Below are 12,265 nucleotides of genomic sequence, written 5' to 3'. Positions count from 1 at the left end.
TACCATAGAGAACCCCTCCGGCAGCGACTGCCGGAGGGGAGAAAGAAAAACCGCTGACCTGGGCCAGCGGTTTAGCCACCGCGAATTAACGCGCCAGCCACTGCTGGCCTAACAGATCGGCGGTGAGGATAGCGGCATGGACGCTCTCCGGGGTCACCGCAAACGGCATATTGTGGATGGTTTCCCCTTCCGCGCAGGTGGCTTTCGCCACCGCGGCGATTTTCTCGTCGATCCCCTCTTTGACGCCCATCTGCGCGAGCGTCACCGGCAGGCCGACGCGCTGGCAGAAGCCCAGCACCGTTTCAATCTCGTCCATCGGGCTGTTCTGCAGCACCAGCTGCGCCAGGGTACCGAAGGCCACTTTCTCACCGTGATACAGATGGTGGCACTCTTCAAGAATGGTGAAACCGTTGTGGATTGCGTGGGCGGCGGCCAGGCCACTGCTTTCAAAGCCAATGCCGCTGAGATAAGTGTTCGCCTCGATGATGCGCTCCAGCGCTTCGGTCACTACCCCGGCCTGCGCCGCCAGACGGGCCTTTTCGCCCTCCGCCAGCAGCGTATCATAGCACAGGCGGGCGAGGCTCAACGCCGCCTCGGTGGACTGTCCTCCGGCCATGCTGGTGGCGCGCGCATCGTAGCAAGCTTTGGCCTCGAACCAGGTGGAGAGCGCATCGCCCATGCCGGAGACCAGCAGGCGTACCGGCGCTTTGGCGATAATCGCCGTGTCCATCACCACCATATCCGGGTTTTTCGGATAGATCAGATACTCTTCAAACTCGCCCGCTTCGGTGTAGATCACCGACAGCGCGCTGGTCGGCGCATCGGTCGAGGCGATGGTCGGGATCACCACCACCGGCAGCTTCTGGTAGTAACCGATCGCCTTCGCGGTATCGAGGGTTTTACCACCGCCGATCCCGACCACGCCGCGGCAGCCCTGTTTTTGCAAAATCGCCATCAGACGGTTGATTTCCGCATGGCTGCATTCGCCGTTAAACCGTTCCGCATGGCAGCGAATATCGTGGCTCTGCAGGCCATTCACCACTTTCTCTCCCGCCAGCTTCATTACGAAATCGTCGGCGATGACGAAGAAGCTCTCCGCCAGGTTTTTGGCATATTGACCGAACAGAACAGCAGCATCAGGACCCTGAAGATATTTGGCTGGAGATTGAATAACTTTTAGCATTCCTTTCACCCTCAAATAAGTGCGCATGTAGACATGATGAGCCCTGGCGTTATCCGCGCCGGCCAGTGAAGCGCGGCCTGAACGGAGCGTACCGGAGCAGTGCGATCACTGTAGGGCCGGCAGGGAACAAAAAAATCTTTCGCCTTTTTGTTCTGATATGAAACACAGGTTAATTTTTTACGTTCCATATTGGAACAAAAAACCCTAGTCTCTGTCAGGATTGCGATCCCGATCCGCTCCTTTGCCGCATAATGCCCTTACAATCCTCCGTGTTTGACCGCCTTTTCTCCCGCAGTCGGCAGAAAATCAGCAAAAAATTTTTTTCCACCCGCTTCGCCAGCTATCCTGACCGCCGCTTATGGCAGAAGAAAAAAAGCGCGCCAGCTCGCATTTTCACCATATCCTCAGCAAAAACGTTCCATAAAGAAACAAAACAAGGAGGCAATGTTTCGTAATGAAACCCGATCGTCGGGGCATTCTTTTTTTCGTCCGCTCAGCCAGAATCATCATATCGCCAGGCACGCTCCACCGTCAGACGATACCCCTACGCGATGACCGCCTCCGCCAGCAGAGAGGCGGCATCGAACCTTCTCCAACGGAGCACTGAATAATGAAAAAGCTGATTAACCGTGTTGAAGATGTACTGAATGAACAATTACAGGGGCTGGCTAAAGCCCATCCGCAGCTGACCCTGCATCAGGACCCGCTGTATGTGACCCGCACCGACGCGCCGGTGGCTGGCAAGGTGGCCCTGCTCTCCGGCGGCGGCAGCGGACATGAACCGATGCACTGCGGCTATATCGGCCAGGGCATGCTCTCCGGCGCCTGTCCGGGGGAAATCTTCACCTCGCCGACGCCGGACAAAATGTTTGAATGCGCGATGCAAATTGACGGCGGCGAAGGCGTCTTGCTAATTATCAAAAACTATACCGGCGACATCCTGAATTTTGAGACCGCCACCGAGCTGCTGCATGAGAGCGGCATTAAAGTCACCACCGTGGTGGTCGACGACGACGTGGCGGTGAAAGACAGCCTCTATACCGCCGGTCGTCGCGGCGTCGCCAACACCGTACTGATCGAAAAACTGGTCGGCGCCGCCGCCGAGCGCGGCGACTCGCTGGAAGCCTGCGCTGAACTGGGCCGCCGCCTGAACAATCTCGGCCACTCGATTGGTATCGCCCTTGGCGCCTGCACCGTACCGGCTGCCGGGCAGCCATCCTTTACGCTGAAAGATGACGAGATGGAGTTCGGCGTCGGCATTCACGGCGAGCCGGGCATCGACCGCCGCCGCTTCAGCTCGCTGGACCAAACCGTCGATGAGATGTTCGATACCCTGCTGGAAAACGGCGCTTACAGCCGCACGCTGCGCCAGTGGGATACCGTCAAGGGCGCGTGGCAGGAAGTGCAGCAGAGCAAAACCGCGCTGCAAAACGGCGACCGGGTTATCGCGCTGGTTAATAACCTCGGCGCCACTCCGCTTTCCGAACTGTATGGCGTGTATAACCGCCTCGCCCAGCGCTGCGAAGCGTCCGGCATCATCATCGAACGCAACCTCATCGGCAGCTACTGTACTTCGCTGGATATGGCGGGCTTCTCCATCACTCTGCTGAAAGTGGATGACGAGACGCTGACGCTATGGGACGCCCCGGTTCACACCCCGGCGCTGAACTGGGGAAACTAAGGAGCACGACATGTCACTGAACAGAACGCAAATCGTCGACTGGCTGTACCGCTGCGGCGATATTTTCACCAAAGAGAGCGATTTTCTCACCGGCCTCGATAAAGAGATTGGCGACGCCGACCACGGTCTCAATATGCACCGCGGTTTCAGTAAAGTGGTCGAAAAGCTGCCGTCGATTGCCGATAAAGATATTGGCTTTATCCTCAAAAACACCGGCATGACGCTGCTCTCCAACGTCGGCGGTGCCAGCGGCCCGCTGTTCGGCACCTTCTTCATTCGCGCCGCGCAGGTGACCCAGGCCCACCAGAGCCTGACGCTCGACGAGCTGTACCTGATGATCCGCGAAGGTGCGGACGGTGTCGTCAACCGCGGCAAAGCGGAGCCAGGGGATAAAACCATGTGCGACGTCTGGCTGCCGGTGGTGGACTCCCTGCGCCAGTCCAGCGAGCAGCACCTGTCGATCGCCGCCGCGCTGGATGCCGCCTGCGAAGTGGCCGAGCGTGCGGCCCACGCCACCATCACTATGCAGGCGCGTAAAGGCCGCGCCAGCTATCTCGGCGAGCGCAGCATCGGACATCAGGATCCCGGCGCGACCTCGGTGCTGTTTATGGTTCAGATGCTGGCCGCCGCCGCCAAAGAGTAAGGAAATTGCGATGGTAAACCTGGTTATTGTTTCTCATAGCGCCCGGCTGGGCGAAGGTGTCGGAGAACTGGCCCGGCAGATGTTAATCAACGATGGCTGCAAACTGGCGATCGCCGCCGGGATCGACGATCCCGACAGCCCGATCGGCACCGATCCGTTTAAAGTCATGGAGGCGATCGAATCCGTGGCCGATACCGATCACGTGCTGGTGATGATGGATATCGGCAGCGCATTGCTCAGCGCCGAAACCGCCCTCGATCTGCTCGATCCGGCGATTGCCGCGAAGGTGCGACTGTGCGCCGCGCCGCTGGTGGAAGGGACGCTGGCGGCCACCGTCAGCGCTGCCTCCGGCGCCGGGATCGACAAGGTGATCGCCGACGCCATGAGCGCCCTGGAGGCCAAGCGGGTTCAGCTGGGTTTACCTTCGCCAACTTCTGACGCCGCGCCGGCGCCGATGCTTGCCGACGACGGCGACACAAAATCGGTGTCAGTCATTATTAACAATCATAACGGCCTGCACGTGCGTCCGGCGTCGAAGCTGGTCGCCGCGCTGGCGGGCTTTAACGCCGATCTGCTGCTGGAGAAAAACGGGAAGTGCGTCAAACCGGACAGCCTCAACCAAATCGCGCTATTGCAGGTCCGCCGCAACGATAAGCTGCGCCTGCTGGCCCGCGGTCCGGATGCCGACGCGGCGCTGGCGGCGTTTCAGGCGCTGGCCGCCGATAACTTCGGTGAATCGCCTGCGGCGCAACCGGCAGCGGCTCCGGCAACGCCCGAGCGCGTCGAAGGCGCTGCCCTGCGCTATCCGCTGGCCCTGATCCAGCCGCTCCGCCCGGCTGCCGCCGATGCCGCCCGCGAGCAGCAGCGCCTGCGCCAGGCCATTGACCAGACGCTGGCGGATCTTATCGCCCTGACCGAGCTGGCGGAAAATAAATTTCACGCCGATATCGCGGCGATCTTCGCCGGGCACCACACCCTGCTCGACGATGACGATCTGTTTGATGCCGCCAACGATCGTCTGCTCACCGAACAATGCACGGCGGAATGGGCATGGCATCAGGTGTTGATGGAGCTCAGCCAGCAGTATCGCCAGCTGGATGACCCCTACCTGCAGGCGCGCTATATCGATATCGAAGATATTTTGCAGCGCACCCTGCGCCATCTGCAGGGCGTTCAGGAGAGAGTGCCGACGCCCGGCGAGCCAACAATTATTATTGCCGACAACATTTATCCCTCAACCGTCTTACAGCTGGATGCCAGCTTCGTTAAAGGCCTGTGCCTGCGCGATGGCAGCGAACAGGCTCACGGCGCGATTATCGCCCGCGCGGCGGGGATCGCCTGGCTGAGCCAGCAGGGCGAGGCGCTGAACAGCGTGCAGCCCGGCGAGACTATCGTGCTCGATATGCGCCACCAGCGCCTTATCCGTGACTAAAATTCACGTTGACCGTTACCGCTCCGGGGGCCTGCCTCCGGAGGGTGAGTTTTCGCTTACTCTTCAGGAACCACTATGTCTCAATTCTTTTTTAACCAGCGCGCCAGCCTCGTCAACGATGTGATTGAGGGTACCATTATCGCCAGCCCGTGGAATAACCTCGCCCGTCTGGAGAGCGACCCGGCGATCCGGGTGGTGGTCCGTCGCGATCTGAATAAAAACAACGTGGCGGTGATCTCCGGCGGCGGCGCCGGCCATGAACCGGCGCACGTCGGCTTTATTGGTAAAGGCATGCTGACCGCCGCGGTCTGCGGCGATCTGTTCGCCTCGCCGAGCGTCGACGCGGTGCTCACCGCCATTCAGGCAGTGACCGGCGAGGCGGGCTGCCTGCTGATCGTCAAAAACTACACCGGCGATCGGCTTAACTTCGGTCTGGCGGCGGAGAAAGCGCGCCGACTCGGCTACAACGTGGAGATGCTGATCGTCGGCGACGATATTTCGCTGCCGGATAACAAACAGCCGCGCGGCATCGCCGGGACCATTCTGGTGCATAAAGTGGCGGGCTATTTCGCCGAGCGCGGCTTCAACCTCGCCACCGTCCTGCGTGAAGCGCAATACGCCGCCAGCCATACCGCCAGCATCGGGGTGGCGCTGGCCAGCTGCCACCTGCCGCAGGAAGCCGACAGCGCGCCGCGCCATCAGGCCGGTCACGCCGAGCTGGGAATGGGCATCCACGGTGAGCCGGGCGCCTCGACGATCGCCACGCAAAACAGTGCGGAGATCGTTAACCTGATGGTGGAAAAACTGACCACCGCCCTACCGGAAACCGGCCGCCTGGCGGTGATGCTCAATAACCTCGGCGGCGTGTCGGTGGCTGAGATGGCGATTCTGACCCGCGAGCTGGCCAACACCCCGCTGCAGGCGCGCATTGACTGGTTAATAGGCCCGGCCTCGCTGGTGACGGCGCTGGATATGAAAGGCTTCTCGCTGACCGCCATCGTGCTGGAGGAGAGTATTGAGAAAGCGCTGCTTTCGGATGTGGAAACCGCCAGCTGGCAGAAGCCGGTGCAGCCGCGGACTATCAACGTCGTGCCGTCCACCCTCGACAGCGCCCGGGTGGATTTTACGCCCTCGGCCAACCCACAGGTGGGCGATTACGTGGCGCAGGTGACCGGCGCCCTCATCGATCTTGAAGAACATCTCAACGCGCTGGATGCCAAAGTAGGCGACGGCGATACCGGCTCCACCTTCGCCGCCGGGGCGCGCGAGATTGCCGAGCGGCTCGAGCGTCAGCAGCTGCCGCTGAACGATCTGCCAACGCTCTTCGCGCTGATCGGCGAACGCCTGACGGTGGTGATGGGCGGCTCCAGCGGGGTATTGATGTCTATCTTCTTCACCGCTGCCGGGCAGAAGCTGGGGCAAGGCGCCAGCGTGGCCGAGGCGCTGAACGCCGGTCTGGAACAGATGAAGTTTTACGGCGGCGCCGATGAGGGAGACCGGACGATGATCGACGCTCTGCAGCCGGCCCTGGCGGCGCTGCTGGCCGAACCGGAGAATCTGCAGGCCGCTTTCGCCGCGGCGCAGGCCGGGGCGGATCGCACCTGCCAGTCAAGCAAAGCCGGCGCCGGACGCGCGTCCTATCTCAACAGCGATAGCCTGCTCGGCAACATGGACCCCGGCGCCCACGCGGTGGCGATGGTGTTTAAGGCGCTGGCGGAACGCTAAGCCTTCCCCGGTGGCGCTACGCTTACCGGGGCGACGTAACACCGCCGAATAGCAGGTCGGGTAAGGCGTAAGCCGCCACCCGACAAAAAACGGCACCGCCGGTAGCCCGGATAAGGCGCGACGCGCCGCTATCCGGGTTTTACCACGATGGCTTTTTACTTGCTGTGCCAGTACGCCTGGGAACGCACCAGCTGCTGATCGATGCTCTCGTCTTCAAAGCGCGCCAGCAGCGATTTCACCACCGCGCCTTCGCCGGTCAGCCAGATAAAATAATCCTCCGCCGGCACCTTCACCTGCGCCAGACGCTCGGCGACGAAGGCCGGATTGTGGCCCACCACCCAATCGATGTTAAAGCCGTCGAGATCCGCCAGATAATCTTTATACGACGCATCGGCGATAGTAACGATGGCCGTCACCTGCGGCCTCGCCGGCAGCTGGCGTAATCCCAGCAGACGACGGCGCAGCGCCGGCATGCCGGACTCATCGCAAACATACAGCTGCCAGGCATAATCTTCCGGCACCACCAGCGAGCCACGCGGGCCGCCGATCACCAGCTTATCGCCCACTTTTGCTTCCAGCGCCCAACGGCTGGCGATACCGCCATCGTGGATATAGAAATCGTAAGCCAGCTCGTGACGTTCGGCATCGTACAGCGGCGTATAGTCGCGGGTGGCAGGCCGCACGCCTTCCCCCCAGTCAATCCCCTCCTCGGTCACCTGCGGCGGGGTAAATGCCGCGCCCGGCTCGGGGAAAAAAAGCTTGGTATGGTCGTCAAAGCCGTGAGAGGCGAAGCCTTCCAGCGCCTCGCCTCCCAGCACGATACGCTGGAACGCCGCGCCTGCGCGCTCCACGCGCAGCACCGTCAGCTCACGGAAACGCAGCTCATTGCGGACACGCTGCGGGTACTTGTCTGCTTTGGTTTTTGTCATCATCGATTGCCTTCGTGAACGGTAAATAGATATATCTAAACTTGATGCAAATGATAATGATTGCCAACTAAAAAGAATGCAAGTCTTTTTTTGATATAGTCAAAACAAACCGCATCAAAATCCACATCCAGAAAACAATCACATATATATCAACATCTTAAAAAATAAATAGCAACCAGCATTGCGAACATTCATTTTTTAGATATAAATTAGATATATCAAAAACAGCAGGAGGTAACCATGCGACATCATCATGAAGAAGGGCGTGGGCCACGCGGGCGCCACGGTGATCCCAGCGAACACGGCGACCATGGCCGCCGCGGCGGCGGACGTCGCCAGCGTTTCTTTGGCCACGGCGAACTGCGGCTGATCATTCTGGATATCCTCAGCCGCAGCGCCAGCCATGGCTATGAGCTGATCAAAGAGATCGAAACGCTTACCCAGGGGAACTACAGCCCCAGCCCGGGGGTGATCTATCCGACGCTGGATCTGCTCCAGGACCAGGGCCTTATCAGCGTGGAAGACGACAACGGACGCAAGAAAATCCTTATCAGCGAGGAAGGAAAACAGCTGCACGCCGAAAACCAGGAGCACCTGGCCCATATCCAGGAGCGCCTGCAGGCGCGGATGGTCGGCTGCGAGCTGCGCCGCGATCCGCAGATGAAGCGCGCGCTGGAAAACTTCAAAGCGGTCCTCGACCTGAAAGTGAACCAGCAGGCCAGCAGTGCCGCCCAGCTCAAGCAGATCATCGGCATTATTGACCGGGCGGCGATGGAGATCTCTCAGCTCGACTAAGCCTCTTTTTTCACCACCGGCTGCCCCGCGCTGGGGCAGCCCGCACCACGGCGGATCGCCCCGACCATTGCCGCCAGGCAGAAAATCTCGTCAGCTCAGGAATAAAACGTGCCAATAGTGGCGCAATGAGATTAAATTTTACACAATTCGTCTTTTACTTTGCATTTATCCCGATTTTCACCGCTTCTGCCGAACTGGCGTAATCCCTGCAATACTTAATCCAGTATCGTGTGATACGTCCGCCCCAGGAGCACATTTTGAACAGGTTACCTTCCAGCGCATCGGCTCTGGCCTGCAGCGCACACGCACTGAATCTCATTGAAAAGCGCACGCTTGATCATGAGGAAATGAAAGCACTTAACCAGGAGGTCAGGGAATACTTTAAAGAGCATGTGAATCCGGGGTTTTTAGAGTATCGAAAATCGGTCACAGCCGGCGGGGATTACGGAGCCGTAGAGTGGCAAGCGGGAGGGTTAAATACGCTTGTCGACACCCAGGGACAGGAGTTTATCGACTGCCTTGGTGGGTTTGGCATCTTCAATGTAGGGCACCGTAATCCAGTTGTGGTATCCGCCGTCGAGAATCAACTCGCGAAACAACCGCTTCACAGTCAGGAGCTGCTGGACCCGCTACGCGCGATGCTGGCGAAAACCCTGGCAGCCTTAACGCCCGGGAAACTAAAGTACAGTTTCTTCTGCAACAGCGGTACCGAATCGGTAGAGGCGGCCATCAAGCTGGCGAAAGCCTATCAGTCGCCGCGCGGTAAATTTACCTTCATCGCCACCAGCGGCGCCTTCCACGGTAAATCGTTGGGCGCGCTGTCGGCCACCGCCAAGTCGACCTTCCGCAAGCCGTTTATGCCGCTGCTGCCGGGCTTCCGCCACGTGCCGTTCGGCGATATCAACGCCATGCGCACCATGCTGAGCGAGTGCAAGAAAACCGGCGACGACGTCGCGGCGGTGATCCTCGAGCCGATTCAGGGCGAAGGGGGCGTGATCCTCCCGCCGGCGGGTTACTTACCGGCGGTGCGTAAACTGTGCGACGAGTTTGGCGCATTGCTGATCCTCGACGAAGTGCAGACCGGCATGGGCCGCACCGGCAAGATGTTCGCCTGCGAGCATGAGAACGTCCAGCCGGACATTCTGTGTCTGGCGAAAGCGCTCGGCGGCGGTGTGATGCCGATCGGCGCGACGGTGGCGACGGAAGAGGTCTTCTCGGTGCTCTTCGATAACCCGTTCCTGCACACCACCACCTTCGGCGGCAACCCGTTGGCCTGTGCGGCGGCGCTGGCGACGATCAACGTGCTGCTGACGCAAAACCTGCCGGCGCAGGCGGCGCAGAAAGGCGATATGCTGCTGGACGGTTTCCGCCTGCTGGCGCAGGAGTATCCGGACCTGGTGAATGAAGTGCGCGGGAAAGGCATGCTGATGGCTATCGAGTTTGTTGATAACGAGATTGGCTACGACTTTGCCAGCGAGATGTTCAGACAGCGGGTGCTGGTCGCCGGGACGTTAAACAACGCCAAGACGATCCGCATTGAACCGCCGCTGACGCTCACCCTTGAGCAGTGCGAGCAGGTGCTGAAGGCGGCACGCAAGGCGCTGGCGGCCCTGCGCGTTTCGGTCGAAGAAGCGTAATAAAGTGTCCTTCACCCTCTCCCTCTGAGAGGGTGAAGGATAACCCTCACACCTGCGGTAACAGGCCGATAAAGCTGCGCTTCTGCCGCGGCTGCGACATCATCTCCTCCAGCTTTTCGACGCAGGCTAAATAGTGCGGCGTCTTCTTATGCGCCAGCACCGCCTCATCGTCTTTATAGGCTTCGTAGATAAAAAAGCGGGTTTTCACCTCGGGATCCTGCAGGACATCAAAGCGCAGGTTGCCTGGCTCCCGCAGCGCGCCCTCGTGGTTGGCGCGAAACACCTCGAGAAACTCATCCACCCGCTCGGGTTTAATATTGATCTCCACTAGCGTGACGTTCATTTCAGCTCTCCCTGTTTTTCTTCCTGCCAGAACTGATACGCTTCGCGCGCGTTCAGATTCTCATGCACCACCTTTTTCACCGCCTTCAGCATCGCGCGCGGGGCGCTGGACTGGAAGATATTGCGCCCCATATCCACCCCGGAAGCCCCCTGGTCGATCGCCCGCCAGCACATCTCCAGCGCCTCATGCTCCGGCAGTTTTTTACCGCCGGCGATAACGATCGGCACCGGACAGCTGGCGGTCACTTTTTCAAAGCCTTCCTCAACGAAATAGGTCTTCACAAACTGCGCCCCCATTTCGGCGGCAATCCGGCTGGCCAGCGAGAAGTAGCGCGCATCGCGGGTCATCTCTTTGCCGACGCCGGTAACCGCCAGGACCGGCATACCGTAGCGATTGCCGGCGTCCACCAGTTTGATGATGTTATTGATCGACTGATGTTCGTATTCGCTGCCGATATAGACCTGCGCCGCCACCGCGCATACGTTGAGCCGCAGCGCGTCCTCCATCGCCACCGCCACGCATTCGTTAGAGAGTTCGCTCAAAATCGAATTGCCGCCGGAGGCGCGGAGCACCACCGGCTTATTGGTGGCCGCCGGTACCTGGCTGCGCAGTACGCCGCGGGTGCACATCAGCACGTCGGTGTCGGCAAACAGCGGCGCAATCGACAGGTCGATACGCTCAAGCCCGGTCGTTGGCCCCTGGAAGTAGCCGTGATCGAAGGCCAGCATCACCGTGCGGTTGCTGTGCGGATTAAAAATGCGCGCCAGCCGCGACTGCATGCCCCAATCCAGCGAGCCGCAGCCTTTCAGGGTATACAGCGTATTCTGCTGCGGGCGGTCGATGCCGAAGTCCTTCCCCTCTTTGATATCGTCTAAATCTGCCATCTCATCCTCCGTCAGAAGTCGTAGTTGTTGATGTTCTCTTTGCTGAACACCACGCGCTCCGGCAGCAGCACGATACCGTTGCCCTTCGCCTCATACTGGTAGCCCTGCACGCTGTTCGGTTCGACCTTCAGCGAGCCGATATCTTTCACCTCAACGCTGTCGCCTACGTTAAGATCGCCCTTTTTCAGTAATCGATCGGCGACGTTAACCGCAATTTTGCCCTGCTGAACCACATCCCACAGGCCGAACGCTTTCACCGTGCCGCGCTCAACGTACGGACGCATCACGTTCGGCGTACTAAAGCCGACGATCGCCACGCCCTGACGCTTGAGGTTCTCTGCCGCCTGCGCCGCCGCCGGCAGCGCATTGGCATCCGGCGCGATAATGGCGTCGAGATCCGGATAGGCTTTTAAGATCCCCTCGGCGGTTTGTAGCGATTTGGTGGCATCGTTATAGCCAAACTGGGTGGTGACGATTTGCCACTGCGGATGTTCTTTTTCGATTTTGGCTTTGGCTTCCTTCACCCACTGGTTCTGGTCGGTCACCGTCGGGCTGGAGTAGAAAAACGCTACCTTGGCAGTAGGCTTCGTCACCTGCTTTTCCGCCATCTCGACCAGCAGGCCGCCAAGCTGCTGCGGCGTGCCCTGATTGATATAGATGCTGCGGCACTCCGGCCTGGTATCGGAATCCCAGGTCAGGACTTTCACCCCGCGCTGCATCGCCCGCTTCAGCGCCGGACACAGGCCGTCCGGCGAGACAGCGGAAACGATAATCGCGTTGTAGCCCTGGTTGACGAAGTTGTTGATAAGCTGCACCTGGCCGGAGACGCTGGGCTCGGTTGGGCCGTCATAGGTGACATCCACGCCCAGCGCTTTCCCCGCCTCTTTCGCGCCGTTGCCGCCGCTGGTAAAGAAGCCGACGCCGACCAGCTTAGGAATAAAGGCGATGCGGTCCGCCGCCTGCGCGGTAACCACGCTCATCGCCAGCGCCAGCACGATCAGTTTTAATTTCAT

At 59.9% G+C, this 12,265-nt stretch carries 12 protein-coding genes; 7 read left to right on the top strand and 5 right to left on the bottom strand.

Features of this window, described 5'->3' with window-relative positions:
- Positions 1–85: 85 nt before the first annotated feature.
- On the bottom strand, positions 86–1,183 hold the full coding sequence (locus KHQ26_RS14395; protein WP_002917681.1) for a glycerol dehydrogenase: 1,098 nt from the start codon (positions 1,181–1,183) through the stop codon (positions 86–88).
- Positions 1,184–1,452: 269 nt separating this feature from the next.
- Between KHQ26_RS14395 and KHQ26_RS14390 the strand changes: the two genes are divergently transcribed.
- The 5 genes from KHQ26_RS14390 to KHQ26_RS14370 all read left to right on the top strand — a co-directional run bounded on the left by KHQ26_RS14390 (position 1,453) and on the right by KHQ26_RS14370 (position 6,664).
- Positions 1,453–1,638, top strand: a complete 186-nt coding sequence (locus KHQ26_RS14390; RefSeq protein WP_020803688.1) for a hypothetical protein — start codon at positions 1,453–1,455, stop codon at positions 1,636–1,638.
- Between the two features lie 155 nt (positions 1,639–1,793).
- The gene (dhaK, locus tag KHQ26_RS14385; RefSeq protein WP_002917682.1) at positions 1,794–2,864 is read left to right on the top strand and encodes a dihydroxyacetone kinase subunit DhaK; all 1,071 of its coding nucleotides are present in this window, start codon (positions 1,794–1,796) and stop codon (positions 2,862–2,864) included.
- Between the two features lie 10 nt (positions 2,865–2,874).
- Positions 2,875–3,507, top strand: coding sequence for a dihydroxyacetone kinase subunit DhaL (gene dhaL, locus KHQ26_RS14380; protein ID WP_004181378.1), 633 nt, complete (start codon positions 2,875–2,877; stop codon positions 3,505–3,507).
- Positions 3,508–3,517: 10 nt separating this feature from the next.
- Complete coding sequence (gene dhaM, locus KHQ26_RS14375; RefSeq protein ID WP_020803687.1) at positions 3,518–4,939, top strand: dihydroxyacetone kinase phosphoryl donor subunit DhaM; 1,422 nt, start codon at positions 3,518–3,520, stop codon at positions 4,937–4,939.
- Positions 4,940–5,014: 75 nt separating this feature from the next.
- A complete protein-coding gene (locus KHQ26_RS14370; protein WP_020803714.1) occupies positions 5,015–6,664 on the top strand; it encodes a glycerone kinase in 1,650 nt (549 codons plus the stop codon).
- Between the two features lie 155 nt (positions 6,665–6,819).
- Here KHQ26_RS14370 and KHQ26_RS14365 read toward each other — a convergent pair whose 3' ends face one another.
- Complete coding sequence (locus KHQ26_RS14365; protein WP_020803691.1) at positions 6,820–7,596, bottom strand: siderophore-interacting protein; 777 nt, start codon at positions 7,594–7,596, stop codon at positions 6,820–6,822.
- A 237-nt stretch (positions 7,597–7,833) separates the two neighbouring features.
- Here KHQ26_RS14365 and KHQ26_RS14360 point away from each other — a divergent pair, with 237 nt between their 5' ends.
- Complete coding sequence (locus tag KHQ26_RS14360) at positions 7,834–8,388, top strand: PadR family transcriptional regulator (RefSeq protein WP_002917718.1); 555 nt, start codon at positions 7,834–7,836, stop codon at positions 8,386–8,388.
- Between the two features lie 257 nt (positions 8,389–8,645).
- Positions 8,646–10,025 (top strand): putrescine aminotransferase, encoded by a 1,380-nt coding sequence (gene ygjG, locus KHQ26_RS14355; RefSeq protein ID WP_021465185.1) that lies wholly within the window; start codon positions 8,646–8,648, stop codon positions 10,023–10,025.
- A gap of 46 nt (positions 10,026–10,071) precedes the next feature.
- On the opposite strand, the gene lsrG is transcribed toward ygjG, so the two are convergent.
- The 3 genes from lsrG to lsrB are packed head-to-tail and all read right to left on the bottom strand — an operon-like array spanning position 10,072 to position 12,265.
- Positions 10,072–10,368 (bottom strand): (4S)-4-hydroxy-5-phosphonooxypentane-2,3-dione isomerase, encoded by a 297-nt coding sequence (lsrG, locus tag KHQ26_RS14350; RefSeq protein WP_004181386.1) that lies wholly within the window; start codon positions 10,366–10,368, stop codon positions 10,072–10,074.
- Positions 10,365–11,252, bottom strand: coding sequence for a 3-hydroxy-5-phosphonooxypentane-2,4-dione thiolase (gene lsrF, locus KHQ26_RS14345; protein ID WP_002917724.1), 888 nt, complete (start codon positions 11,250–11,252; stop codon positions 10,365–10,367). Before lsrF ends, lsrG begins: the two co-directional genes overlap by 4 nt.
- An 11-nt stretch (positions 11,253–11,263) precedes the next feature.
- A complete protein-coding gene (gene lsrB, locus KHQ26_RS14340; protein WP_002917725.1) occupies positions 11,264–12,265 on the bottom strand; it encodes an autoinducer 2 ABC transporter substrate-binding protein LsrB in 1,002 nt (333 codons plus the stop codon).

It is taken from the genome of Klebsiella sp. 10, assembly GCF_018223925.1.
GTDB lineage: Bacteria > Pseudomonadota > Gammaproteobacteria > Enterobacterales > Enterobacteriaceae > Klebsiella > Klebsiella pneumoniae.
This window is presented reverse-complemented; position numbering and strand designations above follow the sequence as displayed.